This window comes from Acidovorax lacteus (assembly GCF_039540375.1).
Classification (GTDB): domain Bacteria; phylum Pseudomonadota; class Gammaproteobacteria; order Burkholderiales; family Burkholderiaceae_C; genus Acidovorax_G; species Acidovorax_G lacteus.
Map to the genome: position 1 here is coordinate 53,122 of NZ_BAABEX010000010.1, position 24,611 is coordinate 77,732.

The 24,611-nt window shown below is 68.1% G+C and carries 22 protein-coding genes and 1 riboswitch; of the genes, 16 read left to right on the top strand and 6 right to left on the bottom strand.

The annotated features are described in order from the left end of the window. Positions 1-11: 11 nt before the first annotated feature. Together ABD866_RS08255 and ABD866_RS08260 are read right to left on the bottom strand one after the other, a co-directional pair. On the bottom strand, positions 12-1,388 hold the full coding sequence (locus ABD866_RS08255; protein ID WP_345063141.1) for a hypothetical protein: 1,377 nt from the start codon (positions 1,386-1,388) through the stop codon (positions 12-14). Then, positions 1,378-3,006, bottom strand: a complete 1,629-nt coding sequence (locus tag ABD866_RS08260) for a peptide chain release factor 3 (RefSeq protein WP_345063143.1) — start codon at positions 3,004-3,006, stop codon at positions 1,378-1,380. The genes ABD866_RS08255 and ABD866_RS08260 overlap by 11 nt, the downstream gene beginning before the upstream one ends. Before the next feature lie 159 nt (positions 3,007-3,165). On the opposite strand from ABD866_RS08260, the gene ABD866_RS08265 reads away from it, so the two are divergent. The 6 genes from ABD866_RS08265 to ABD866_RS08290 all read left to right on the top strand — a co-directional run bounded on the left by ABD866_RS08265 (position 3,166) and on the right by ABD866_RS08290 (position 10,013). Then, the gene (locus tag ABD866_RS08265) at positions 3,166-4,782 is read left to right on the top strand and encodes a tetratricopeptide repeat protein (protein ID WP_345063144.1); all 1,617 of its coding nucleotides are present in this window, start codon (positions 3,166-3,168) and stop codon (positions 4,780-4,782) included. Between the two features lie 79 nt (positions 4,783-4,861). Next, a riboswitch (S-adenosyl-L-homocysteine riboswitch) is annotated at positions 4,862-4,941 on the top strand. Positions 4,942-5,009: 68 nt separating this feature from the next. Then, positions 5,010-6,449, top strand: coding sequence for an adenosylhomocysteinase (gene ahcY / locus ABD866_RS08270; protein ID WP_345063145.1), 1,440 nt, complete (start codon positions 5,010-5,012; stop codon positions 6,447-6,449). A 134-nt stretch (positions 6,450-6,583) separates the two neighbouring features. After that, a complete protein-coding gene (locus ABD866_RS08275; RefSeq protein WP_345063147.1) occupies positions 6,584-7,585 on the top strand; it encodes a TlyA family RNA methyltransferase in 1,002 nt (333 codons plus the stop codon). Beyond that, on the top strand, positions 7,582-8,442 hold the full coding sequence (metF, locus tag ABD866_RS08280; protein WP_345063149.1) for a methylenetetrahydrofolate reductase [NAD(P)H]: 861 nt from the start codon (positions 7,582-7,584) through the stop codon (positions 8,440-8,442). Before ABD866_RS08275 ends, metF begins: the two co-directional genes overlap by 4 nt. A 133-nt stretch (positions 8,443-8,575) precedes the next feature. Continuing rightward, positions 8,576-9,193: a cell envelope integrity TolA family protein gene (locus ABD866_RS08285; protein WP_345063150.1), complete on the top strand. Its 618-nt coding sequence runs from the start codon at positions 8,576-8,578 to the stop codon at positions 9,191-9,193. Further along, positions 9,171-10,013: a septal ring lytic transglycosylase RlpA family protein gene (locus tag ABD866_RS08290; protein WP_345063151.1), complete on the top strand. Its 843-nt coding sequence runs from the start codon at positions 9,171-9,173 to the stop codon at positions 10,011-10,013. The genes ABD866_RS08285 and ABD866_RS08290 overlap by 23 nt, the downstream gene beginning before the upstream one ends. Positions 10,014-10,239: 226 nt before the next feature. Here the strand turns inward: ABD866_RS08290 and ABD866_RS08295 are convergent, their stop codons facing one another. Beyond that, complete coding sequence (locus ABD866_RS08295; protein WP_345063153.1) at positions 10,240-11,127, bottom strand: 23S rRNA (adenine(2030)-N(6))-methyltransferase RlmJ; 888 nt, start codon at positions 11,125-11,127, stop codon at positions 10,240-10,242. A 205-nt stretch (positions 11,128-11,332) separates the two neighbouring features. Between ABD866_RS08295 and ABD866_RS08300 the strand changes: the two genes are divergently transcribed. From ABD866_RS08300 to erpA, 6 genes are all read left to right on the top strand, one after another. After that, a complete protein-coding gene (locus ABD866_RS08300) occupies positions 11,333-13,234 on the top strand; it encodes a serine/threonine protein kinase (protein WP_345063155.1) in 1,902 nt (633 codons plus the stop codon). A 191-nt stretch (positions 13,235-13,425) separates the two neighbouring features. After that, positions 13,426-13,854, top strand: coding sequence for a 50S ribosomal protein L13 (rplM, locus tag ABD866_RS08305; RefSeq protein ID WP_345063157.1), 429 nt, complete (start codon positions 13,426-13,428; stop codon positions 13,852-13,854). Positions 13,855-13,865: 11 nt separating this feature from the next. Beyond that, a complete protein-coding gene (gene rpsI, locus ABD866_RS08310) occupies positions 13,866-14,258 on the top strand; it encodes a 30S ribosomal protein S9 (RefSeq protein ID WP_345063160.1) in 393 nt (130 codons plus the stop codon). Between the two features lie 117 nt (positions 14,259-14,375). After that, complete coding sequence (locus ABD866_RS08315) at positions 14,376-15,080, top strand: DUF6776 family protein (protein ID WP_345063163.1); 705 nt, start codon at positions 14,376-14,378, stop codon at positions 15,078-15,080. A gap of 46 nt (positions 15,081-15,126) precedes the next feature. Next, on the top strand, positions 15,127-15,525 hold the full coding sequence (locus ABD866_RS08320) for a bactofilin family protein (RefSeq protein WP_345063166.1): 399 nt from the start codon (positions 15,127-15,129) through the stop codon (positions 15,523-15,525). Between the two features lie 61 nt (positions 15,526-15,586). Next, positions 15,587-15,952: an iron-sulfur cluster insertion protein ErpA gene (erpA, locus tag ABD866_RS08325; protein WP_345063169.1), complete on the top strand. Its 366-nt coding sequence runs from the start codon at positions 15,587-15,589 to the stop codon at positions 15,950-15,952. Positions 15,953-16,028: 76 nt separating this feature from the next. Here the strand turns inward: erpA and ABD866_RS08330 are convergent, their stop codons facing one another. Both ABD866_RS08330 and ABD866_RS08335 read right to left on the bottom strand, forming a co-directional pair. Beyond that, entirely contained in the window at positions 16,029-17,168 is a 1,140-nt protein-coding gene (locus tag ABD866_RS08330; RefSeq protein WP_345063172.1) for an anhydro-N-acetylmuramic acid kinase, read from the bottom strand. 64 nt (positions 17,169-17,232) lie between these two features. Next, positions 17,233-18,591, bottom strand: coding sequence for a peptidoglycan DD-metalloendopeptidase family protein (locus ABD866_RS08335; protein ID WP_345063174.1), 1,359 nt, complete (start codon positions 18,589-18,591; stop codon positions 17,233-17,235). 181 nt (positions 18,592-18,772) lie between these two features. On the opposite strand from ABD866_RS08335, the gene tyrS reads away from it, so the two are divergent. Next, on the top strand, positions 18,773-20,005 hold the full coding sequence (tyrS, locus tag ABD866_RS08340) for a tyrosine--tRNA ligase (RefSeq protein WP_345063176.1): 1,233 nt from the start codon (positions 18,773-18,775) through the stop codon (positions 20,003-20,005). Positions 20,006-20,057: 52 nt separating this feature from the next. Here tyrS and ABD866_RS08345 read toward each other — a convergent pair whose 3' ends face one another. Beyond that, entirely contained in the window at positions 20,058-21,080 is a 1,023-nt protein-coding gene (locus tag ABD866_RS08345; protein ID WP_345063178.1) for a LysR substrate-binding domain-containing protein, read from the bottom strand. A gap of 136 nt (positions 21,081-21,216) precedes the next feature. Between ABD866_RS08345 and ABD866_RS08350 the strand changes: the two genes are divergently transcribed. The 3 genes from ABD866_RS08350 to ABD866_RS08360 all read left to right on the top strand — a co-directional run bounded on the left by ABD866_RS08350 (position 21,217) and on the right by ABD866_RS08360 (position 24,499). Next, positions 21,217-21,753 carry a DUF2917 domain-containing protein gene (locus ABD866_RS08350; RefSeq protein WP_345063180.1) on the top strand — a complete coding sequence of 179 codons (537 nt, stop codon included), beginning with the start codon at positions 21,217-21,219 and terminating at the stop codon, positions 21,751-21,753. A 300-nt stretch (positions 21,754-22,053) separates the two neighbouring features. Next, on the top strand, positions 22,054-23,484 hold the full coding sequence (gene glmU / locus ABD866_RS08355) for a bifunctional UDP-N-acetylglucosamine diphosphorylase/glucosamine-1-phosphate N-acetyltransferase GlmU (RefSeq protein ID WP_345063182.1): 1,431 nt from the start codon (positions 22,054-22,056) through the stop codon (positions 23,482-23,484). Between the two features lie 109 nt (positions 23,485-23,593). Further along, positions 23,594-24,499 carry a sensor histidine kinase gene (locus ABD866_RS08360; protein WP_345063184.1) on the top strand — a complete coding sequence of 302 codons (906 nt, stop codon included), beginning with the start codon at positions 23,594-23,596 and terminating at the stop codon, positions 24,497-24,499. The last annotated feature ends 112 nt before the right edge of the window (positions 24,500-24,611 follow it).

Sequence of the window (24,611 nt, forward strand, 5' to 3'; positions counted from 1 at the left end):
AGGGGGGCGTGTCAGACAGCCTTGGAGCGTACCCCGAGCCACAGCGGGCCCCACAGGACGGTGAGGGTAAAAAACGGTAACAGGTAGCGGTATTCGCCCGCGATCGAAAAGACCGTGATGGCGCCGAACTGCAGCACCATGGGCGCGGCCACCAGCACCGTGGCGCGGTCGCGCCGCTGCCAGCCCGCCCACAGCGCCCAGAACGCAAGCGCCACGCCCACGAAGGGTGTCCACAGCAGCCAGCGCCACTGGAACGACCATTCGTACAGGGTGAACAGCGCAATGCCGCCTGCGAGCCAATCGGTCTTGCGGAACCGCGATTTCGTCTCGATCTGCTGCAGCACATGCGCGGCATAGCTGTGCGATGGAAGACCGCCTTGCGCAAACCCGGCCACCAGCAGCAGGTTGACGCGGCTGCCTACGAACTTGGGCATGTTGTGCCAGAGGTTGTAGGTGAAGAACTGCTCCACCACGGCTTTGCGATCGTCTTTGGGCAGGCCCATCACGCGCGGGCCGTCGGCGCGGAAGGTCAGCGGGTCCCAGTAGTCCGGGTCGTAGAACGCAATCACCTTCTCGTAAATGCCGTGGCGCTTGAGCAGTTGCACGGTGTCGGGATGCACGCGGGGCGATGCCGTCCACAGGTTCATGGGCCGCGGTTGCAGGAAGTTCGCGGTTTCGTAGATGGCCAGCGGGTAGAGCACGCTGTGGGTTGGCACTTCCTGCCGACCCTGGCCAGCCGCCATGTTCAGTGCGATGGATGACAGGGCGATGACGCCCAGCCCCAAGCGCCCTCTGCCTTGCACCCACCACAGCGCCAAGGCCACCGGCAGCAGGAACACGATGCCGTTCGGCCGCAAGAAGGCGGCAAACGGCAGCGTAAGGGCGACGAACACCAGGCCGCTCGCATCCATGCGCCGTGCGCGCACTGCGCGCCACAGCTCGAACAGCAGCCCGGTCACGGCCACGGCGTAGTAGCCGTCGGGATACAGCGAGCCTGCAAAGAACACCATTTGCGGTGCGGCGCACACCAGCAGCAACAGGACGGCGGTGGTCTTGCGCAGGCCATGCTGCCATTGCCAGGCCAGCAGGCGCGCAAACACCAGGGCCGTGAGCAGCAGCAGCACGGCAATGGGCACCTCGACCCGCTGCGTGCCCGCGTACAGCAGCCGCACGAAGCCGTACCAGAAGTCGGGCTTGCCCGAGTGGTGCACCGCGGGGTTCTGCACCTCGAGCAGGATGGCCAGGCTGTCCTGGCCCAGCACGCCCGGCCAGAACGCGACGAGCCAGGTGCCATAGACCAGTGCCAGCAGCGCCAGCAGCACCCCGAACGGCCGCCAGGCAAAACGCTCCAGCGAGGCGGTTGCGCGGGGCGCTCCGTCAGTGCGCATTGCTCAGCGCGAGCCCTGCATGCTCGCGCAGCGGATGGAAGTGGATCTTGGGGAATCGCTCCTGGGCCAGCCGCACGTCGTACGGGCTGGTGCACAGGTAGGCCAGGGTGTCGGCCGCGTCGTGGGCCAGCCGCATCGGGTAGGCGTCGGTGAAGGCCTTGAGGTCGGCCGCGCTGTCGGCAGTGATCCAGCGGGCGCCGGTGTACTGGCAGCTCTCCAGACGCACGTCGCAGTCGTACTCGGCCTTCAGGCGGTGCTGCACCACTTCAAACTGCAGTTGGCCCACCGCACCCAGCAGCATGTTGCCGCCAGTGTCCGGCTTGAACACCTGGATCGCGCCTTCTTCGCCCAGTTGTGCCAGGCCCTGCTGCAACTGTTTGGTGCGCAGCGGGTTTTTGAGCACCACGGTCATGAACATCTCGGGTGCAAAGAAGGGCAGGCCGGTGAACTGCAGGTTGCTGCCGTCGGTGATGGTGTCGCCCAGCTGCACGCCGCCGTGCGTGGTGAAGCCGATGATGTCGCCCGCATAGGCCTCTTCCACGGCTTCGCGCCGCTGGCTCATGAAGGTCACCACGCTCGTGGGGCGCAGCTCCTTGGCGGTGCGCTGCACCTTGAGCTTCATGCCCGGTGTGTAGCGGCCCGAGGCCACGCGCACGAAGGCGATGCGGTCGCGGTGGTTGGCGTCCATGTTGGCCTGCACCTTGAAGACCACCCCTGCGAAGCCCGTGTCTTCGGGTTTGACTTCGGTTTCGGTGGTCTGGCGGTTCACCGTGAGGCGGCTGATGCGTGGGCGAGGCGAGGGCGCCAGGTCCACCAGCGCATCGAGCACTTCCATCACGCCGAAGTTGTTGACGCCCGAGCCGAAGAACACCGGCGTCTGTTTGCCCGCGAGGAAGGCCTCGTGGTCCCATGCGGGCGAGGCGCCCACGGCCAGCTCCATGCTCTCGAGCGCTTCGTCAAAGGCGCTGCCAAAGCGGGCGCGCAGCGTGTCGGCGTCCGACAGCGGAATGGCTTCGAAGTCTTGCGGGCGGCGTTCGCTGCCGGCCTCGAACACCGTCATGGTCTGCGTGCGCAGGTTGATGATGCCGCCAAAGCTCTTGCCCTGGCCCACGGGCCAGGTCATGGGGACACAGGGCATGCCCAGTTCGCGTTCCACTTCGTCCAGGATGTCCAGCGGCTCGCGCACTTCGCGGTCCATCTTGTTGACGAAGGTGATGATGGGCGTGTCCCGCTGGCGGCAGACCTCGATCAGCCGCCGCGTCTGCGCTTCCACGCCGTTGGCTGCGTCGATCACCATCAGCGCCGAGTCCACGGCCGTGAGTACGCGGTAGGTGTCTTCCGAGAAGTCTTTGTGGCCGGGCGTGTCGAGCAGGTTGACCACGTGCTCGCGGTAGCTCATCTGCATGACCGAGCTGGCCACCGAGATGCCGCGCTGCTTTTCGATTTCCATCCAGTCGGACGTCGCGTGGCGGCTGGCCTTGCGGCCCTTGACGGCGCCTGCGATCTGGATCGCGCCCGAGAACAGCAGCAGCTTTTCCGTCAGCGTGGTCTTGCCCGCGTCGGGGTGGGAAATGATGGCGAAGGTGCGGCGGCGCCGCGTTTCGGCCGTGTACGACATGGTGTTCCAAGAAGAAGGGTCTGGTGGTGCCCGTCCTGGCGGTGCAGGCGGCTCCACGGGTGCAGCAAGCGCACGGGAGAAGGCTCCGATTATCACCGCCATGCCCGCCAACGCGGCCGCCATAATCGCAACCCTTCATAACAGGCGAGAGGGAAGGCTGTGCTTCGAAAGCATGCAATCTGGGCGCGGCGCATGGCGCTGCTGGGGCTGGCGATGGTGTCCAGCGGGTGGGCGTATGCCAGTTTTGAGGAAGGCATGGGCGCGATGGGCACGCGCGATTTCGCCAGGGCCCGGGCGTTCTTCGAGGCCGCACCGGCCGATGCGCGGGCCGTGTACCAGCTCAGCCGTCTGGCGCGGCTGGGCCTGGGCGAAGCCGTGGACGCCACGCGCGCTGCGCAACTGCTGGCGCGGGCGTCCGAGCTGGGGCACCTCGATGCCCAGCTGGACTATGTCTATGCGCTGGCCAACGGGCAGGGCGTCGCCAAGGACGTGCCCGGTGCCATGCAGCGCCTGCAGGCCCTGTCCGACAAAGGTGTGGTGGAGGCGCAGATCGAACTGGGCCGCGCGCTGTACTTCGGCTTCTGGGGCCAGCCGCGCGAGGTGCAGCGCAGCCTTGTGTGGCTGGAGAAGGCGGCCAGAACCGGCAACGCGGAGGCCAAGACCCTGTTGGGCATTGCCTTGCTGGACGGAGACGGAGCCCCCATCGACGAGGCCCGTGGGGTGGCGCTGGTGCGCGAAGGCGCGGAGGGGGGGCGCGCGGATGCCATGAACCGCTATGCGGCCATGCTCACGTTCGGGCGCGTGGTGCCGCGCGACGAGGCGGCCGGCGCGCGCTGGTACCGCCAGTCGGCCGACAAGCTCGACCCGACGGGCCAGTACGGAACGGCGCTCGCGTACCTGAACGGCCGGGGCGTGCCCAAAGACGAGGCGCTGGGCATCCGCTATCTGGACGCTGCGGCCCGGCAGGGCTGGGCCTGGGCGCAAATGGACCTGGCCGAGCGCTACTTCTGGGGGCAGGGCGTGCCGCAGATGCGCGGCGAAGCGTACTACTGGTACTCGGTGGCCGCGACCAGCCGCACCGCCAGCGTGCAGGAGCGCGCGGGCGTGCGTCGGGCCGAGGTGGCGCGCGAGTTGAACGCCGCCGAGGTCGAGCGCACGGCCAAACGGGCGGCGGCGTTCCGCGTCCAACCCGGTTTCGCTCCGCGCGCCGAGGCGCTGCCGGTGCTGTCGGCCGGCGACCGGGTGAGCATCGGCGGCGTGGCGCTAACGATTCCGGCGCCCAAGGGCTTTACCAACGGCTGGGAGCTGGCCAACCACCTGCAGCGCGCGTTTCCCAACAATCCGGGCTTTCGGCCCCTGCTCATGGCGCTGATGCGCCAGGACGACATGGACCGCATCAAGCTGGGCATTGCGTCGGATCTGCGCACCATCGAGGTGTCGCGGCACGTGCCCGACGACGCGATGGCGGTGGACACGCGCCTGTTTGCCGACATCAAGCGCCAGCTGCGCAGCCAGATCGATGCCAACATCGCCAATGGGCAGTTTCGCTCTGAAGGCCTGGTGCGCGACGACGAGCGCGTGTTTGCCATGATGCGCTCCAGCGTTGTGGAGCCTCAGCGCTTCGATGCCGTGGCCCTGGTGCTGCTCAAGGACCGGGTGCTTTCCGTGAGCTTTGCGGGCTTTACGCCTGAGCACAAGGCCGAGGTGGAGTCGCTGGTCCAGGCCTTTTGCAACGGCCTGCTCTCGGCCAACCGCGCGGGCCTGTTCACGCAGTAACAGGCGGGTCGTCCATGCCGCACACGGGGGGCGAATCCCCCGCTGTGCGGTGTTGTTCCGGCGCGGTTTTATAATCGCGGCTTCCGAGGAGCGTTGCAGCGCCCCCAGCAACTGCGGGGCGTGAGGCTCGGAGTCATCTCGCAACGACGCTCATCCACCTGCGCGTGTGGTGAGCTTTGCATTCCTCCGCGTTTGGGTGGCTTTCCATCTTTGATCTGGAGCCCGAAATGAACGCACGCATCCAAACCCCCGTCAACACCGACTGCATCGTGGCCGATATCGGCCTGGCCGACTGGGGCCGCAAAGAAATCCGCATCGCCGAAACCGAGATGCCCGGCCTGATGGCCATCCGCGAGGAATTCGCGGCCAAGCAGCCCTTGAAGGGCGCGCGCATCACCGGCTCGCTGCACATGACCATCCAGACGGCCGTGCTGATCGAAACCCTGCAGGCGCTGGGCGCACAGGTGCGCTGGGCCTCGTGCAACATCTTCTCGACGCAGGACCACGCCGCCGCCGCCATTGCCGCGGCCGGCACGCCGGTGTTCGCCGTCAAGGGCGAGACGCTCGAAGACTACTGGGACTACACCCACCGCATCTTTGACTTTGGCGCCGCAGGCACCGAAGGCGAAGGCCCGAACATGATCCTGGACGACGGCGGCGATGCCACGCTGCTGATGCACCTGGGCAAGCGCGCCGAGAAAGATGCGTCGCTGGTGGCCGGCAACGGCGGCAGCGAGGAAGAGCGCATCCTGTTCGCCGCCATCCGCAAGAAGCTGGCCGAAGACCCGACCTGGTACAGCCGCAAGAGTGCCCAGATCATCGGTGTGACCGAAGAGACCACCACTGGCGTGCACCGCCTCAAGGAAATGTCGGCCAAGGGCACGCTGATGTTCCGCGCGATCAATGTGAACGACTCGGTCACCAAGAGCAAGTTCGACAATCTCTACGGCTGCCGCGAATCGCTGGTGGATGGCATCAAGCGCGCCACCGACGTGATGATCGCGGGCAAGGTGGCCGTGGTGGCCGGCTACGGCGACGTGGGCAAGGGCTCGGCCCAGGCGCTGCGCGCGCTGTCGGCCCAGGTGTGGGTCACTGAGATCGACCCGATCAACGCCCTGCAGGCCGCCATGGAAGGCTTCCGCGTGGTGACCATGGACTGGGCCGCCGACAAGGCCGACATCTTCGTGACCGCCACCGGCAACAAGTCGGTCATCACCTTCGAGCACATGCAGAAGATGAAGGACCAGGCCATCGTCTGCAACATCGGCCACTTTGACAACGAGATCGACGTGGCCGAACTCGAAGCCAAGTGCCAGTGGGAAGAGATCAAGCCGCAGGTGGACCACGTGATCTTTGCCGACGGCAAGCGCATCATCCTGCTGGCCAAGGGCCGTCTGGTGAACCTGGGCTGCGCCACCGGCCACCCCAGCTTCGTGATGTCGTCGAGCTTTGCCAACCAGACGATCGCGCAGATCGAGCTGTTCACGCACAGCGACTACTACGAAAACGGCAAGGTGTACGTGCTGCCCAAGCACCTCGACGAAAAGGTGGCACGCCTGCACCTCAAGAAGATCGGTGCGCAGCTCACCGAGCTGTCGGACGAGCAGGCCGCCTACATCGGCGTGCCCAAGCAGGGCCCGTACAAGCCCGACACCTACCGCTACTGATCGCGGTGCGCCGCCTACGGTGGTGCCGGAGCGCGTGCCCAGACTGGGCGGCGCTCCTGATTTGATAGCTGCTCGTGGTCTACTTTGCTGGGCCGGGGCCGGATTTCGTTTGAAAAGAGCAACGGGGAGGGCGCATGCGCGCTGATGTGTGTCTGGTGGAAAAAGGCCATGCGGCCACGCGCTCGCAGGCGCAGCGGCTGATCGCCTCGGGCGTCGAGTGGCGGGCCACGCCACGCGCGCCCTGGGTGCGCGTGGCCAAGAACTCCGACGACATCCCCGCCGCGGCCGAGGTGCGCCTGCTTGACGACGCCGAGGCCCGCTACCTCTCGCGCGGCGGCTTGAAGCTCGAAGGCGCCTTGCAGGCCACCGGCCTGCAGGTGACGGGCTGGCGCTGCCTGGACGTGGGCCAGAGCACCGGTGGCTTCACCGACTGTCTGCTGCAGCAGGGTGCGGCGCAGGTGATCGGCGTGGACGTGGGCCAGGGCCAGTTGCACGAACGCCTGCGCGCCGACCCGCGCGTGGTCTGTGTCGAAGGGCTCAATGCCCGCGGACTCACGCCCGAGGCCCTGCGCGAAGCCTGCGACGCTGCGCTGTGCGAAGTGGTTGAGCAGGACCTGGACGACAACGACACCCAGCCCGTGGCCCCGTACGCCTGGATGCGCAACGGCGGTGAAGTGGCCGACGACTACGACGACAGCGACGATGCCAAGGAGCACGAGGTCGAGGCCTTCAAGGCCGAGCGTGCCGCCAAGGCCCGTGCCCGCGCCGAAGGCAGCGTGCCCACGGTGCGCAAGCGCCGTGCGGGCACCGAGCACATCGACATCACGCCGCAGTTCGACCTGGTGACGGGCGACCTGTCGTTTATCTCGCTCACGCTGGTGCTGCCGGCCCTGGTGCCGCTGATGGCACAGCAGGGGCGGCTGCTGATGCTGGTCAAGCCGCAGTTCGAACTGCAGCCGGGCCAGGTGGGCAAGGGCGGCATCGTGCGCGACGACACGCTTTATCCGGTGGTCGAACAGCGCATCCGCGACGCCTGTGCGCAGGCCGGGCTCGTGGTCGAGCGCTATTTCGACAGCCCCATCCGCGGTGGCGACGGCAACCGCGAATTCTTTGTTGAGGCAAGGAGGGCCGCATGACGGCAACCCCCATCACAGCCACCGCTCTGCCGGTGAGCCTTGAGTTTTTCCCCCCCAAGACGCCCGAGGGCGCGGCCAAGCTGCGCACGGCGCGCCAGCAGCTCTACACGCTCAAGCCCGAGTTCTGCTCGGTCACCTACGGCGCGGGCGGCTCCACCCAACAGGGCACGTTCGACACGGTGCAGGAAATCCTGGCCGAAGGCGTGGACGCGGCCTCGCATTTCTCGTGCATCGGCGCCACGCGTGCCAGCGTGCGCGAGCAGCTCGCTACGCTCAAGGCCATGGGCGTCAAGCGCCTGGTGGCGCTGCGCGGCGACCTGCCCAGCGGCTACGGCATGGGGGGTGAATTCCAGTACGCGAGCGACTTGGTGGCTTTCATCCGCGCTGAAACCGGGCGCGACTTCCACATCGAAGTGGCCGCCTATCCCGAAGTGCACCCTCAGGCCCGTTCGCCCGAAGCCGACCTGCAGGCCTATGCGGCCAAGGTGCGCGCCGGGGCCGATGCGGCCATCACGCAGTACTTCTACAACAGCGACGCGTACTTTCGTTTCGTGGACGACGCCTACCGGCTCGGGGCCGACGTGCCCGTGGTGCCGGGCATCATGCCCATCACCAGCTCCACGCAGCTGCTGCGCTTTTCCGACGCCTGCGGCGCCGAGATTCCGCGCTGGATTCGCCTGCGCCTGCAGGCCTACGGGGACGACACGGCCTCGATCAAGGCCTTTGGCCTCGACGTGGTGACCGACCTGTGCGACCAGTTGCGCAATGCCGGCGTGCCGGCGCTGCACTTCTACACCATGAACCAGAGCGGCGCTACGCTCGAAATCTGCGAGCGCCTGGGCCTGGTGCGCGCCTGAGCGGCCAGGCGCCTGCAGGCCCTGTGCGGTCCTGACAGGCGTGTGACTGCGCGCACCGCGCGGTGCGTGGTACGGCCCATTCCTTGGGCTACCATTTCGGGCCGCGCGCCGCCAGCGCGACCGCGGCCTCGACATGACACCTCTGCCATCCCGCGCCCTGTGCGCCGCGCTCGCCATCGCCTCGCTGGGCCTGCTGCCCTGGGCGGCGGTGCAGGCCCAGACCCAATACACCTGCCGCGACAACGACGGCAACCGCTACGTGATGTCGCGGCCGTGCCCGCCCGGGCTGACCACCACGGGCGCGGCGATTGCCCCGCTGCCCGACACGTCGCGCCGCTATGAGCCCCAGGTGCGTCCGCCCCTGGATGTGCCTGAGCACCACCGCTACATGAGCGGCCGCTGCCGCGCGGTGGACGAGTCGCTGCGCACCGCCAGCCAGCGCAACACGCCGCCCGACGTGGTGGCCCAGTTGCGCCGCGAGTACCAGCAGAATTGCCGCGAAGAAGAGAGCCAGGCCCTGTCGCGCATCTCCCGCGAGCGCCGCGAGGCGGCCCAGCAGCAGCGCGAGAGCGCGCGCCAGGAGCAGCAGGCCCAGCAGCTCACGCGCGAGCAGGAGGCCCGCCGCGCCGAGCAGTGCGCCGAGTCGCGCCGCATTCTGGCCGCCAAGAAGGCACGCACCGACCTGACGCCGGGCGAGCAGGCCGACCTGCGGCGCTTTGAGGACAACGTTGCCGCGCGCTGCAAGCTCTGAGCCGCCGCGGCACGGGCGGCCCGCCGGCCACTGGCGCGCGGTGGCGGCCAGCTGGGTCGCGTGGGGGCTGGCCTGCTGGGCGGTGCCTGCCGGGGCGTACGGGCCAGCCGCAGTGCTCACGGTACTGGCCAGTGCCGAGGCCGATGCCCTGCCGCCCGCCCCATCGCCGCCGAAGCTGGAGCCAGCCCCGCCCCCAACCCCAGCACTGACGCCCGCGTCGGCACCGGCACCGGCACCCGTGCTGCCTTCGGAGCTGCCGCGGGCAGATTCCTCTGGCGATACGGTGCCGGCCGCCAACACCCCAGCCGATGTGCCCGCCCCGGCCGGGCCGCTTGCTGCAGAGACAGGCACGCCAGCGTTGCCCACGGTGGCGGTGGACGCCGCCGACATTGAGGTCACGCCCCTGGAACAGGGCCTGGCCTCCTGGTATGGGCCGGGTTTCCACCGCCGCCGCACGGCCAGCGGCGAGGTGTTTGACATGCATGGGTTCACCGCGGCCCACCGCACCCTGCCTTTTGGCACGCAGTTGTGCGTGCGCAGCCTGGTCAATGGCCGGGCCGTGTCTGTGCGCATCAACGACCGCGGCCCGCACCTGCGCGACCGGGTGATTGATCTGAGCCAGGCCGCCGCCCGGGAGCTGGGCCTGATGGGCCTGGGCATCAAGCCCGTGGCTTTCTGGCGCATGGAGGACGGCGATGCGTGCGACGACCAGGCACCCGAGGCGCTTGCGCCTGCGCCCGAAACCCTCGCCCCTGCGGCTCCGGCCGTGCGACGCGCGGCACCGCCAGCGCAGCGCCGACCTGCGCCCGCCAAACGCTAGGGAAGCTCTGCCTAACGCCCTGCGGTCTGCGCGGGCACGGCCTCGGGCGGTCGGCTGCCTTGCTTTTCTTGCCCACAGCGCGGCTATGGGCTGCCAAAAGCGCCTCGCGGCCCATATCGACCCGCATCCGTGCATCCTCGCGAGGGTGATGCAGCGCTTCCCTGGGCTGCGCTCGCGCCCAAGGAGGCGATCCGCACGCGCTGCAGGCGCCCTGCGCAAGCAGGCGTCAGCCGCCGGTGTCGAGCGACCAGGCCGCGTTGCGGTCCTGGCCCAGCAGTTCCACCATCTGCGGCAGCGCCGCCTGCAGCGCAGGCTTGAGGGTGTAGGGCGGGTTGACGAGGAACATGCCGCTGGCCGCCAGACCCGGGCGGCGTGTGCTGCCGTCGGCCGCGCGCACGGCCTGGCCCGACTTCACGGCCAGCGTGGCATGCAGCCAGCTTTTGCCCGCGCGCGTCGCCAGGGTGCGCAGCCGCCGGGGCAGATCGTGCGCTTCAGGGCGCGGAATGATCGGATACCAGATGGCATAGGTTCCGGTGGCAAAGCGCTTGAGCGCATCCTCGACCAGGCCCAGCACCTTGCCGTAATCGCTCTTGATTTCATAGCTGGGATCGCAGAGCAGAAAAGCACGGCGAGACGGTGGGGGCAGAAACTTGCGCACTCCTTCGAAGCCGTCTTCGTGCAGCACGGCGATCTGTCGGCCGGCCTCCAGCTGGCCCACGTTGCCAGCCAGCGCACGCAGGTCGGTCGGGTGCAGTTCAAACAGCTTGAGACGATCCTGCGGGCGCAGCAAGCCGTGCAGCAGACACGGAGAGCCCGGGTACACGCGCAGCGAAGTGCCCTGGTTGAAGCTGCGCACGCGCTCGAGGTACTGCTGCAGCGCCGGGCTCAGCCCGTCGGCCGGGGCCTGTGCCAGGCGCAGCACGCCTTCGGCGGCCTCGCCGCTGGTACTGGCATAGTCGCCGTCGAGCCGGTAAAGCCCGGCCCCCGCATGGGTGTCGAGCACTGCCAGGGCCGTGTCTTTCTCGGTCAGGTGTTGCAGAGCGGCGATCACAGTGGTGTGCTTGAGCACGTCCGCATGGTTCCCGGCGTGGAAGGCGTGGCGATAACTGAACATGGGTCAATGGTAACGGGCGGGGGCGCGCTACAGTGCGGGGTCTTGCCGCCCCGTGGGGGCGGGCGATGATGCTTTTGCCCGACAGCCTGCCGTGTGCTGCGGTTGTGCTGCGCCCGGGGGCGCGTCATGATCGGCACCGCCGCCCTGGCGGTGGCACCATAGGGTCTGTGCCCTGACGGGCTGATTTGTCTTGCACGCTACCACCATGAACGACCTGTCGAGCCCGAGTCCAGCACGCGGCGTGAGCCACGTGGACGCTCTGCCCGTGGGCGCGCGCCTGGCCGAGTTCGAGATCCGTGCGCTGCTGGGGGTGGGCGGTTTCGGCATGGTGTACGAGGCCTTCGACCACTCGCTGCACCGGGCGGTGGCCATCAAGGAATACATGCCCACGGCCCTGGCCGGGCGGTCCGAGGGGCAGTCGCTGTGGGTGCGTTCGGCGGGCGACCAGGCTTCGTACCGCGCGGGTCTGGCCTCCTTCGTGGCAGAAGCCCGGCTGCTTGCTCAGTTCGACCATCCCTCGTTGGTCAAGGTGTTCCGTTTCTGGGAGGCGAACAACACGGCCTATATGGTCATGCCCCTGTACAGCGGCATGACCCTCAAGCAGGCGCGGTCCCGCATGCGCACGCCGCCGCCCGAGGCCTGGCTGCGCAAGGTGCTGTGGTCGGTGCTCGGTGCGCTGCGCGTGCTGCACGATGGCCAGACGCTGCACCGTGATATCTCACCCGACAACATTTTTCTGCAGGACAACGGCCCGCCGGTGCTGCTGGACCTGGGGGCGGCGCGCCACGCGATCAACGACCAGGACCGCAAACACACGGCCGTACTCAAGGTGAACTACGCGCCGATCGAGCAGTACGCCGAGGGCGACAGCGACCTGCGCCAGGGCCCATGGAGCGACCTGTATTCGCTGGGCGCAGTTGTCTACGGCTGCTTGTGCAATGACACGCCCCTGCCGGCCACGCTGCGCTCAATCCGCGACCGCATGGTGCCTTTCTCGCGCGTGGCCAAAACCGTCAAGCGCCAGTTCGGCGTCGAGTACTCGGCGCCTTTCGTGGCCGCGGTGTCTGGGGCGCTCGCCCTGCAGCCCGAAGACCGGCCCGCGACCATCGATGCCTTTCTAGCGGCCATGCAGATGACGGCCCCACCGGAAGGCGTGGAGCATTTCGATTTCCGCGCAGAGCTGGGCGACATCTGGCGCGATCCGGCCGATCCGCCTGGGCCGGCGCTGGAGATGCCAGCCGCCGATGCGGTGTCGGTGCCGCTGGAGACGGCGGTGGCCTCAGCGCCGGCCGATGCAGTCACGCGCGCTTACGACCCTCGCGATGTGGCGGACACCGTCTTCATCGATGCGGGCGACAGCACCTTGATGCTGGACGGCGATTCCGTGGCCCCTGCCCCTGACCCCAAGCCCGACGGGCGCGGAGCCATTCCTACGCGGCGCCACGGCGGCAAGCCCGGCCGCCGCGAGGCATCGGACGCGTCGCCCTCCAAGCCCCGCGGGCGTCGGGCCGCGGCGCTCGGCTGGTGGGGCGTGGGCGTGCTGGTGCTGGGCGTGGCGGGTGTCACTGCCTGGGCAGGCTGGCTCCGTACGGCCAAGACGAAGCAGGACTCGATCATCACCGAAATGGCCGATCCGCCGCGTCCGCTCATCACGACCGCTTCGCTACCCGAATCGGTGCCACAGCCCGCAGGAGCCGATCTCGGTGCGTCGGCGGCGCTTGTGGCGGCGGAGCCGTCCGCCCAGTCGGTATCGGCCGCCATGGCGGGGGCGTCGCGCGCTTCATCGCCCGCTTCCGCACCGCCGAGCCGCGCGGCTGCGCGCAGTACCGCGCGCAAGCCAGCCAGCGAGCCGGTGGCGCCCCCGGCTCCCGCGGTGGTGGCCGAGCCCCCACCGCCGCCTGAGCCGCCGCCCCCGCCGCCCAAACCCAAGCCCGCGCCACGCCCTCCCAATCCGCAAGAGGCGTGCGCCGACGCCGGGTTTCTTGCCCGGCCGTTGTGCATCCACCAAGAATGCCAGAAGCCCGGACAGTTCAATCATCCGGTGTGCGTGGAGTCGCGCCGCCGGACCGAGCTGGAAATCCAGCGCCAGCAACAGACGCCCAACTGACGCAGGCCGTGCCGCAAGGGCCGCGTTTGGCGGTGCTTGCCTACAAAATGAGCGGCTTTGTATAATAGCGGGCTTCGCAGCGTTTTTGCAGTCCCGCGGCGAAGCGATTGATCCCACCTAAGAGGTTTCCATCAGAGAAACACCGACCGTGGAAAAGGACCGCCAAACCACGTCTCCCCAAAGGAACAACCATGTCTACTTTCAGCGCAAAGCCCGCTGAGGTCGTGCATGAGTGGTTTGTGATTGACGCCACCGACAAGGTGCTCGGACGGGTAGCCAGCGAAGTTGCCCTCCGTCTGCGCGGCAAGCACAAGGCCATTTACACGCCTCACGTTGATACCGGCGATTACATCGTCGTCATCAACGCCTCCAAACTCAAGGTCACTGGCACCAAGTCGCTCGACAAGGTGTACTACCGCCACTCGGGCTACCCCGGCGGCATCACGGCGACCAACTTCCGTGACCTGCAAGCCAAGCATCCCGGCCGCGCGCTGGAGAAGGCCGTCAAGGGCATGCTGCCCAAGGGTCCGCTCGGCTACGCCATGATCAAGAAACTCAAGGTGTACGGCGGTGCCGAACATCCGCACACCGCTCAGCAGCCCAAGGCGCTGGAAATCTAAGGAGTCTTGAGATGATTGGTGAATGGAACAATGGCACGGGCCGTCGCAAATCCAGCGTCGCCCGCGTGTTTCTGAAAAAGGGCTCCGGCAAGATCACGATCAACGGCAAGGACATCCAGCAGTACTTCGGCCGTGAAACCTCGATCATGATCGCCAAGCAGCCGCTCGTGCTGACCAACCATGTCGAAACCTTCGACATCCAGGTCAATGTGCACGGTGGTGGTGAATCCGGTCAAGCCGGTGCCACCCGCCACGGCATCACCCGCGCCCTGATCGACTACGACGCGTCGCTCAAGCCCGCACTGAGCCAAGCCGGCTTCGTGACGCGCGACGCCCGTGAAGTCGAGCGTAAGAAGGTCGGTCTGCACTCTGCACGCCGCGCCAAGCAGTTCTCCAAGCGTTGATCGCTGTGGGAGCCGGTTCCGCCGCTTTTTGTGGCGAACCGTCTGCTCAAAAAGCCGCCTTCGGGCGGCTTTTTCGTTTATGGTGCGCGTTTTCTTTCGCGTTTGCCCGTTCCGCCCATGCGTTTTCGACTTCTACGCCGCCGGTTGACCATCAGCGCGCCCCGCGTTGCGGTGCGCAGTGCGCTGCCGTGGCCCGTGCGCTGGCTGGTGCTGGCGGTGGTGCTGGGATTCTGTGCGGCCGTGGCGCTCTGGGCCTTTGAGTTTGGCCGCTCCATTGCCGGGCTGGAGGCCGGCTCGCGCGAAGAACTGGTGCGCCTGCGTGCAGAAGTGGCGCAATTGCGCGAGCAGGCGCAGCAGCAGCAGACTGTGGCGAACACTGCGCAGTCGATTCTCACGGCCGAGCGCACCACGAGCGAGGTGCTCAAAGGCCAGCTTCGCCAGCTGGAAGCGGAAAACAGGGCGTTGCGCGAGGACCTGGGCTTTTTCGAGAAGCTGATTCCGTCGGCGCGGGGTGAGGGCTTGGCCATCCGAAGCCTGCAGGCCGAGCGCCTGGCCGACGGTCAGCTGCGCTGGCAGGTGCTGGTGATGCAGCCGCAGCGCAATGCCCCGGAGTTCAACGGCCGGATCGAGCTGCAGTTGCAGGGCGTGCTGGAGGGGCAGCCCTGGAGCCACACGGTGCCCGCCCAAGCGTTGCAGTTGCGCCAGTACCGTCGGCTGGAAGGGCTGCAGGCTTTGCCCGCCGGGGCCGTGGTAAAAACCGTGACCGCGCGCGTGCTCGACGGCACTGCCGTGCGTTCCACCCAGACGACCGCCCTCGACTGATGATCCCTGCCAAACCCGGGCCCCAGGCCTGCTGGAGCTGCTGCCCATGTTCTCGCGCAAGAAACAACCCCCTCTCAAAAGCCTGATCGCTCAGGGTACCCGGGTCGAAGGCGATCTGTTGTTCTCTGAGGGTATGCGGATTGATGGCGAGGTGATCGGGGATGTCCGTGCGCGTGCCGAGCAGCCCAGCCTGCTTGTGATTTCGGAGACCGCCCAGGTCGAAGGTACGTTGCACGCCGACCATGTGATCATCAACGGCACCGTCGTGGGCCCCGTCCACGCGGCCGAGCTGCTGGAGTTGCAGCCCAGGGCCCGTGTCACCGGCAATGTGCACTACAAGTCGCTGGAGATGCATCAGGGTGCCGTGATTGCCGGTCAGATGTGCCCGGTGGCCGAACTGGTGGAGGAAAAGCCCCCACTGCAGTTGGCGTCAAATGCTTCGTGACCGAAATTCCCGAGAAGCTTGCAGTAGTATTTCGCCTCAGATGTCCCAGACGGAGTTCCCCATGAGTGCAGTCGCCGAAAACGTGTCCAACGAAATGCCCGCCCCGATCCTGTTCACCGACAGTGCGGCGGCCAAGGTGGCGGACCTGATTGCAGAAGAGGGCAACCCCGACCTCAAGCTGCGAGTATTCGTGCAGGGCGGTGGCTGCTCGGGCTTTCAGTACGGCTTCACATTCGATGAAATCGTGAACGACGATGACACTACCATGACCAAGAATGGCGTGTCGCTGCTCATCGATGCGATGAGCTACCAGTATCTGCTGGGTGCCGAAATCGACTACAAGGAAGACCTGCAGGGCGCGCAGTTTGTGATCAAGAACCCGAACGCGACCACGACCTGTGGCTGTGGTTCGAGCTTCTCGGTCTGAGCGATCCTGGCGCTTACGCCAAAAAGCGGCCTGCGGGCCGCTTTTTGCATGGGCAAGGGCTTGTGGCTCGGTGCTCTCAGGGACTGGATGGGTGCGCCAGCGGGCGCGCATGCCAGGCCCCCAGCGTGCGCCGGCCTGACGCTCCGGTCACGGCCGGCAGATTGCCGACCTGGCCGCGCACACGCCGGGCGGCGAGCCATGCAAATGCCGTGGCTTCTACCTGCAGCGGCGGCAGGCCCAATGCATCGGTGCTGACCACGCTCCAGCCAGGCAACTCATCGCCCAGCATGGCCATGAGTGTCCGGTTGAATGCGCCGCCACCGCAGACAGCCAGCATCGGGGCGATGCCAAGGCCATACGGGCGCGCCGCATCGGCGCAGCAGCGGGCTGTAAAGCGGGTCAGGGTGGCCTGGACATTCACCGCAGGCAGGGCGGGCATCGATTGCAGATGGGCGTCGAGCCATCGGGCGTGGAACAGATCACGGCCCGTGCTTTTGGGCGCAGGCAGGGCCAGAAAGGGCTCTTCCAGCAGTCGCTGCAGCAGTGTGGCATGCACCTGGCCCTGGGCCGCCCAATCGCCATGGGCGTCGTAAGCGGCGCCAGTATGCCGCTGGCACCACAGATCCAGTAGCACATTGCCTGGGCCACAGTCGAATCCCAGCACGGCCTCAGGCTGCAGCACGCTGAGGTTGGAAATGCCGCCGATGTTCAGCACCAAGGGCGCTGGATGCCGTTGTCCGAACGCTTCGGCATGGAAGGCCGGTACCAGCGGTGCGCCCTGCCCGCCAGCAGCCACGTCGGCGCTGCGCAGGTCGGCCACCACATCAATCCCGGTGCGTTCGACCAAAAGGCTGGGATTGCCCAACTGGATCGTGTAGCCCGTGCCGTCGAAGGCCCGCGGACGGTGTCGCACCGTCTGGCCGTGGGCGCCGATGGCTGCAATGTCGGAAGCAGCCACACTGGCAGCACGCAGCAACTCGGCGACCACCTCTGCATAGGCTTCGGAGAGAGCATTGCCGGCCAGGGCCGCGCGGTGTAGCTCATCCGGGCCAGGTTGGTTCAGGGCCAGCAACTCTGCACGCAGCGCGGGGGCGAAAGGCTGGCAGGCGTAGGCCAGCACGCGCAGTGTGCCCTCTGGGGGAATGTGGGCCACCACGCCGTCTACCCCGTCCAGCGAGGTGCCCGACATCAGGCCGATGAACAAGGAAGATGCCATGTTGCGGCCGGTGGGATGGAAATGCCCGCTGCGCCAGGCGCGGCGCAGCGGCGGCAGGCCGCGCTTACTCTGCGCTGGCCTGCATGATCAGCTCGGCCGAGCCCAGCTGGGTGCGCATGGAGCGTGCGAGCCGGTCGAACGCCGGACGTGCAGCGGCCGAGACGGGGGCTGCGGCCTCGCTTTGCGCCACGATGGTCTGCGGGTCCTGGTGAACGCCGTTCACGCGGAACTCGAAATGCAGGTGCGGACCGGTGGCCCAGCCGGTAGCGCCGACGGCGCCGATGGTCTGTCCCTGCTCGACCGACTGGCCCTTGCGCACGTCGATGCGGCTCAGGTGGGCGTACACGGTCACATGCTGGTTGCGGTGCTTGACGAAGACCACGTTGCCAAAACCGTTCTGCACGCCCGCAAACTCGACCACGCCATCGCCCACGGTGCGCACCGGCGTGCCGGTGGGGGCTGCGTAGTCGGTGCCAAGGTGCGCGCGCCAGGTCTTGAGGATCGGGTGCATGCGCATCTTGAAACCGCTGGTCACGCGCGAAAACTCCACGGGTGATGCCAGGTAGGCACGGCGCAGGCTTTCGCCCTCCAGCGTGTAGTACGCACCCTTGCTGGAGCCGGGCTCCTGAAACCACACGGCCTGGTGCGTCTTGCCGTTGTTATGGAACTCCGCGCTGATCACGCGGCCCGCGCGCAGCGGCTCGCCGTCGGCCTCGAGTGTTTCGTACACCACGGCAAAACGGTCGCCCTTGCGCAGCGCGCGGTGGAAGTCGATGCTGCTGGAGAACAGCTCGGCCATCTGGATGGCCACGGCGTCCGGAATGTTGGAGGCGTCGGTGGCGGCAAACAGCGAGCTCTGGATCACACCACCAGCCAGCCGCGTGCGGGCTACGAGCGGGGCGGTTTCCACGCGCGAGCTGAATTTGTCGCCGCTGCGCTCGACCACCAGGCGGCGGAAATTGCCGCTGTCGTCCGGCGTCCAGCGGGCCGTCAGGCGCACCAGGCGGTGGTCGTCGGTGGTTTCGGCCGTGGCCATGCGTCCGGTGCGGCCCAGCAGGTTTTGCCGAACCGCAGCGTCACCGCGCAAAAAAGCGGCGGCGGCCGGATCGGCCACGCCCATGCGCTGCAGCAGGGATTCGGGGGTGTCGCTGCTGCGGATCTGTTCCGATCGGTACAGCGAGAAACCGGGGGCCTCCAGCGCTGCAAGCAGGTTTTCGTCCGCCTGAGAATCCACCGCATGCGTGACCTGGCGCACAGGGATGTCGCTGGGTTCGGGCGTAAGGGCCGCGACTGCGAAAGCGCCGCCGCCGCCTGTGAGCAGCAGGGCGGCGAGCACTGCGGTGACCCGCTTGGGGTGTTGCTGGATGCCCTGGGACAGTCGTTCAAGCAATGCCTGGCTGGCAGTGTTCAAGCCGTGAGTCAATGGTCTATCCCCAGGATCTGTTGATGCCCACGCGGCCCTGCCAGAGGGTCGGTGGTGAGAGGGCGGAAGGGCCACCTGCGTGGCCTATGCCGGCACGGGGTGCCGGACTACTAGAATCCGCCCTTGCAAAGTGGCACGAAGTATAGCGGCGCATCTGGTGCCTACATCCCAAAAAACCCTTATGAATCAATCCGCTGTTACAACCCCCGAGCTCTCCGATGGTGTAAGGCACGCGCTGGAAGTCTCGCTGCGTGGCGTCGAAGAACTGCTGCCCCAGGATGAGTGGGTGAAAAAACTCGTCCGCTCGGAAGCCACGGGCCAGCCGCTGCGCATCAAGCTGGGGCTCGACCCGACAGCGCCCGACATCCACATCGGCCACACGGTGGTGCTCAACAAGATGCGCCAGCTGCAAGATCTGGGCCATCAGGTGATTTTCCTGATCGGCGATTTCACCAGCCTGATCGGGGACCCCTCGGGTCGCAACAGCACGCGCCCGCCGCTGACCAAGGAGCAGATCCAGGCCAACGCCGAAACCTACTACCGCCAGGCCAGCCTGGTGCTGGACCCGGCCCGCACGGAGATTCGCTACAACAGCGAGTGGAGCGAGCCCCTGGGCGCAAGCGGCATGATCCAGCTGGCCGCCAAGTACACCGTGGCGCGCATGATGGAGCGTGACGACTTCCACAAGCGCTTCACCTCCGGCCAGTCGATCAGCGTCCATGAGTTTCTCTACCCGCTGATGCAGGGCTACGACTCGGTGGCGCTCAAGAGCGATCTGGAACTGGGCGGCACCGACCAGAAGTTCAACCTGCTCATGGGCCGTCATTTGCAGCAGGAATACGGCCAGGAGCCGCAGTGTGTGCTCACCATGCCGCTGCTGGTGGGGCTGGACGGCGTGGACAAGATGTCCAAGTCCAAGCACAACTACATCGGCATCACCGAAGACGCGAACACCATGTTTGCCAAGGTGCTGTCCATCAGCGACACGCTGATGTGGGACTGGTTCACGCTGCTGTCGTTCAAGAGCCTGGCCGAGATCGCCGCGCTCAAGGCCGAGGTGGCCGGCGGGCGCAACCCCAAGGATGCGAAGGTGATGCTCGCCAAGGAGATCACCACACGCTTTCACAGCGCGGCTGCGGCCGATGCGGCGGAGCAGGATTTCATCAACCGCTCCAAGGGCGGCATTCCGGACGAGATTCCGGAGCTCAGCCTCAGCGGTGCGCCCCTGGGCATTGGCGCCCTGCTCAAGCAGGCGAACCTGGCCCCGTCCACCAGCGAAGCCAACCGCCTGATCGAGGGCGGCGGTGTGCGCGTGGACGGCAGCGCCGTGAGCGACAAGGGCCTGAAGCTGCCGGCAGGCACCTATGTGGTGCAGGTGGGCAAGCGCAAGTTCGCCCGTGTGACGCTGGCCTGATCGGGCGGATCCGCACCCTGCCGATCGACGCTCGCGCCTGCGGCGGGGGGGCTCAATCCAGCTGGTCCAGCGTGTCAGGGTCGGGGCCGTCGCCGATCGCCTCGCGCGTGCGCCGGGCTTCGTGCAGCAGCCAGGCCTCGAATGCCTGCACTTCAGGCTGGCCACTGCTACGCGGCGGCACCAGTAGCCAGTAGGCCAGCGGTGAATCGAGCCGCCGGCCTGGCATGACCTCCACCAGATCGCCGGCCGCCAGCGCATCGGCGATCAGGGGCATGCGCGCCAGCGCCAGCCCCTGGCCGGCCAGAGCGGCCTGCACGATCTGGTGCGCGTAGTTGAAATACAGCCAGCGCGCGGGCTCCAGCTTGGGGCAGCCCTGCGTGTCCAGCCAGCGCCGCCAGGTCAGCCATTGCAGGTGGGCGCTGCGGTAAACATCGCCCGCCTCGATGAGCGTGCAATGCGCCAGGTCTTGCGGCGTGCGCAGCGGCGGCGTGTTGCGCAGCAGCCAGGGGCTGGCCACCACCGCCAGCTGTTCTCCAAACAGTCGCTGGCCGCCCTGCACGGAAGGGCCTGGCAGCTTGTAGCGAACCGCCAGATCCACGTCGGCGGTTTCCAGATCCACCGTGGCGTCGCTGGCGTCAATGCGCAGGTCGATGCCCGGGTGCTTGCGCTGGAAGTCTTCCATGCGCGGGATCAGCCACATCGACGCGAAGCTGGCCAGTGTGGTGATGGTGACGCTGCGCCGCCCGGCGCTGTGCCGCACCTGGCGCACGGCCAGGTCGATGCGTTCGAGCGCAGGGCCCACGGCGCGCTGCAGCTGCGCGCCGGCACTGGTCAGCTCCACCGCCCGGGTGTGGCGCAGGAACAGCGGCACGCCCACCTCGTCCTCCAGCGCCTGGATCTGGCGGCTGATGGCCGACTGCGTGAGCGCCAGCTCGTCTGCGGCGGCGCGAAAGTTCAGGTGCCGGGCCACAGCCAGAAAAGTGCGCCAGTGGCCCGCGCCTACCGGGCGGGTGCGCAGGCGCGGTATGGCGCTGCCCGCAGGGGCTGCGCTGCCGTCGGGTCCCAGGGTGTCCACGGGTTTTATTGATGCGATTCAGGTATCAATAGCCTAGCCGGTTTTCATTGGACTGTGCAGCCCCGCTTGCGCATGATTCCAACACCAGAGCACAGTCGCTCTGCGCTGGAAAGGAGTCGCCATGGAGTCGTCTGCCATGCTTTTTTTGCAACAATCGGTCGCGCCTTGCGCGACAGGTGCAGCCCACCCGCCGCTGCCAGGCACCTGGGCCGTACGCGCGGGGCAGGCGCTGTCGTTGCGCCCGGCCTGGGCGGGGGTGCTGGAGGTGGCCCGTGGCCGTGTGTGGCTGACGGTGTCCGGGCCGGGCGGGCAGAGGCCGGGCTGCGACGAAGTGCTCGAAGCCGGGGCCCGGCGGGTGCTGCAGCCTGGCCAGCATGCGGTGCTGGAGCCGTGGCACAGCCCGCAGGCGGCCGAGCCCGTGGCCCTGCGCTGGGATGCGCTGGCGGTGTGGCAGGCCAATGCTCTGGCAGACCCAAGACCGGCCCGGGCGGCTGCTGCGGCCGACGTGCGCCAGGCCTGGCAGGCGCTGGGCCAGGCCGTGGCGGCGCTGCGTGCTCCGGCGGCGGCCTTGTGGCAGGGGCTGGTGGCCTATGGTCTCTGGCGCTTGCGGCACCGGGGAACGCACCGGGGGCGGCTTGCACAAGGCGTGCCCCGCGTGTGCGACGGCCTCTGAGCCGCTGCCGGAGTCCCGCGCGGGCGCCGCACGGCGCACCCGGCCGCTGCTGCGTGCGCCTTGGCATGCAAGTGGTCTGAGGCCTAGCAAATTCAAGTACGATCAGCTATTAAAAGCATAGCGACTGGGCCTGATAATAGGCGCGCTGTGGCCCGGCTGCGCCGTCGTGTGCAGTGCTTGCCAGCCGAGGCCGCCGCCGCTGTGTGCCGAGGTGTTGGGCCTGTGGCCCCAACCCCCCGCGGCCGATAATGCGCGCTGCAAGCAGCGCCCGCCGGGCGGCTGCGCCCATCGCACACATCCATGACAGCACTCGACATCATCATCATGGCGGCCGGCAAAGGTACGCGCATGAAAAGCCGCATTCCCAAGGTACTGCAGCGCCTGGCCGGCCGGCCCCTGCTGGGCCATGTGCTCGCGCAGGCGCAGAGCCTGCAGGCGCGGCGCACCGTGGTCGTCACCGGACACGGGGCCGACGCCGTGGAAGCCTATGTGGCCACGCGCGCTGCGGCCGACGGGCTGGACGCGCGCTGCGTGCGCCAGGAGCCGCAGCTCGGCACCGGCCACGCCGTACAGCAGGCGGTGCCCGCGCTGGCGGGCGACGGCACCGCGGTGGTGCTCTCGGGCGACGTGCCGCTCACGGCCCCCGACACGCTGGCCGCGCTGGTGGCCGCCAGCGGCGGCGAACAGCTCGCGCTGCTCACGGTGACGCTACCCGACCCCACAGGCTACGGCCGCATCGTGCGCGATGCGCAGGGCGCGGTGCAGGGCATCGTCGAGCACAAAGACGCCACGCCCGCGCAGCGCGCCATTGCCGAGGTGTACAGCGGCATCATGGCCGCCCCGGCCGCGCGCCTGGCCGGCTGGCTGGCCCGGCTGACCAACACCAACGCCCAGGGCGAGTACTACCTGACCGACATCGTCGCCATGGCCGTGGCCGACGGCGTGCCCGTGGTGGCGCACCGCATTGACGACGCGCTGCAGGTGGCGGGCGTGAACAGCCCGCTGCAGCTGGCCGAACTGGAGCGCGCCCACCAGCTGCGCACCGCCCGCACGCTGATGGAGCAGGGCGTGCGCCTGGCCGACCCGGCGCGCCTGGACGTGCGCGACGACGCCCGCACGGGCGTGCGCGGCGCGCTGGTGTGCGCGGCCGACGTCGAGATCGATGTGAACTGCGTCTTCACTGGCCGCGTGGAGCTGGGCGAGGGCGTGAGCATCGGCGCGCATTGCTGCATTGCCAACGCACGCATCGCGGCGGGCGCGGTCATTCACCCCTACACCCACATCGACGGCGAAAAGGCCGGTGCCAGCGTGGGCGAAGGCGCGCTGGTCGGCCCGTTTGCGCGGCTGCGCCCGGGTGCCGAGCTGGGGCGCGAGGTGCACATTGGCAACTTCGTTGAAGTCAAGAACAGCCGCCTGGCCGACGGCGCCAAGGCCAACCACCTGGCCTATCTGGGCGACGCCACCGTGGGCGAGCGCGTCAACTACGGCGCGGGCAGCATCACCGCCAACTACGACGGCGCGAACAAGCACCGCACCGTGCTGGGCAACGACGTGCACGTGGGCAGCAACTGCGTGCTGGTGGCCCCGGTGACGGTGGGCGACGGCGCCACCGTGGGCGGCGGCTCCACCATCACCAAAGACGTGCCCGCAGGCGCGCTGGCCGTGGCCCGCGGCAAGCAGGTGGGCATTGCCGGCTGGCAGCGCCCGGCCAAAAAAGCCCCGGGCGGCTGAGCGGCGGTGCGGGCAGCGCCCGCGCCCCACGGGCGCGCAGCCTGCAGCAGCCGCACACACCGGTGCCCTGCTGGGCCACTACAGCACCCGCCCGCAACACGGAGAGCGCATGCACCCCACGCCCCCTGACCCCCACCCCACAGGCACCGCTGCGGCCGAGGCCCCGCCGGTGTTCGCGCCGACCGCCTGGCCCGACGCGCCTGCGCCGCGCGCCGAGGCAGCGCCCGAGCCCCTGCCCACCGACGTGCCCGCGCTGCAGGCCGCCCTGGCCGCATCGCGCGCCGAATGCGCCGCGCTGCGGGCCGCGCAGGAATCGTTCATGCACAGCGTCTCGCACGACCTGCGTGCCCCGCTGCGCCACGTGACGTCTTACGGCGGGCTGGTGCGCGAGCTGCTGCAGGAGTTGCCCGCGCCGCGCCCCGCGCAGGTGGACGAAGTGCTGGGCTTTGTGGTCACCATGGAGCAATCGTCCCGCCGCATGGCCGCCATGCTCGATGCGCTGCTGGCCCTGTCGCGTGCGGGCCGTGCCCCGCAGCAGGTGCAACCCGTGGCGCTGGCGGCGGTGCTGCAAGAAGTACAGGCCCAGTGCGCCCCGCGCGCCGCGGGCCGTACGGTGCAGTGGGACATCGCCCCGGCACTGGCCACGCTGCCCCCGCTGGCGGCCGATGCCGCGCAGCTGCGCGAGGTGCTCGTGCAACTGCTGGACAACGCGCTCAAGTTCACCGCGCCGCGCAGCGTGGCCCGCATCCACGTCGGGCCTGCCGCCGGGCCGCTGGTGCCGGGGCGCGTGCGCTGGCAGGTGCTGGACAACGGCGTGGGCTTTGACACCGCGCGCGCGGCCGGGCTGGGCGGTGTGTTCCATCGGCTGCACCGCGAGAGCGAGTTTGCCGGGCTGGGCACGGGTCTGGCCTTGTGCCAGGTGGTCGCGCAGCGGCATGGGGCGTGGCTGGCGGTGGTGGGGGAGGTGGGGCGTGGGTGCGGGGTGGTGGTGGATTGGCCTGCGGCAGGGGCTTGAGGTGTTTTGGGCTGCTCGTGCTTGTTTGTTAAGCACGAGCAGCTATCAAATTAATAGCAATTGGCTCGGTTGGGCGGGTTGGCGGTGGTTGGCCGCTGGCTTGAGCTGTGTT

Bases quoted from the DNA above. Each gene is read 5' to 3' on its own strand.
- ABD866_RS08255 (WP_345063141.1), bottom strand. From the start codon at position 1,388: ATGCGCACTGACGGAGCGCCCCGCGCAACCGCCTCGCTGGAGCGTTTT.
- ABD866_RS08260 (WP_345063143.1), bottom strand. From the start codon at position 3,006: ATGTCGTACACGGCCGAAACGCGGCGCCGCCGCACCTTCGCCATCATT.
- ahcY (WP_345063145.1), top strand. From the start codon at position 5,010: ATGAACGCACGCATCCAAACCCCCGTCAACACCGACTGCATCGTGGCC.
- ABD866_RS08275 (WP_345063147.1), top strand. From the start codon at position 6,584: ATGCGCGCTGATGTGTGTCTGGTGGAAAAAGGCCATGCGGCCACGCGC.
- metF (WP_345063149.1), top strand. From the start codon at position 7,582: ATGACGGCAACCCCCATCACAGCCACCGCTCTGCCGGTGAGCCTTGAG.
- ABD866_RS08285 (WP_345063150.1), top strand. From the start codon at position 8,576: ATGACACCTCTGCCATCCCGCGCCCTGTGCGCCGCGCTCGCCATCGCC.
- ABD866_RS08295 (WP_345063153.1), bottom strand. From the start codon at position 11,127: ATGTTCAGTTATCGCCACGCCTTCCACGCCGGGAACCATGCGGACGTG.
- ABD866_RS08300 (WP_345063155.1), top strand. From the start codon at position 11,333: ATGAACGACCTGTCGAGCCCGAGTCCAGCACGCGGCGTGAGCCACGTG.
- rplM (WP_345063157.1), top strand. From the start codon at position 13,426: ATGTCTACTTTCAGCGCAAAGCCCGCTGAGGTCGTGCATGAGTGGTTT.
- rpsI (WP_345063160.1), top strand. From the start codon at position 13,866: ATGATTGGTGAATGGAACAATGGCACGGGCCGTCGCAAATCCAGCGTC.
- ABD866_RS08315 (WP_345063163.1), top strand. From the start codon at position 14,376: ATGCGTTTTCGACTTCTACGCCGCCGGTTGACCATCAGCGCGCCCCGC.
- ABD866_RS08320 (WP_345063166.1), top strand. From the start codon at position 15,127: ATGTTCTCGCGCAAGAAACAACCCCCTCTCAAAAGCCTGATCGCTCAG.
- erpA (WP_345063169.1), top strand. From the start codon at position 15,587: ATGAGTGCAGTCGCCGAAAACGTGTCCAACGAAATGCCCGCCCCGATC.
- ABD866_RS08330 (WP_345063172.1), bottom strand. From the start codon at position 17,168: ATGGCATCTTCCTTGTTCATCGGCCTGATGTCGGGCACCTCGCTGGAC.
- tyrS (WP_345063176.1), top strand. From the start codon at position 18,773: ATGAATCAATCCGCTGTTACAACCCCCGAGCTCTCCGATGGTGTAAGG.
- ABD866_RS08350 (WP_345063180.1), top strand. From the start codon at position 21,217: ATGCTTTTTTTGCAACAATCGGTCGCGCCTTGCGCGACAGGTGCAGCC.
- glmU (WP_345063182.1), top strand. From the start codon at position 22,054: ATGACAGCACTCGACATCATCATCATGGCGGCCGGCAAAGGTACGCGC.
- ABD866_RS08360 (WP_345063184.1), top strand. From the start codon at position 23,594: ATGCACCCCACGCCCCCTGACCCCCACCCCACAGGCACCGCTGCGGCC.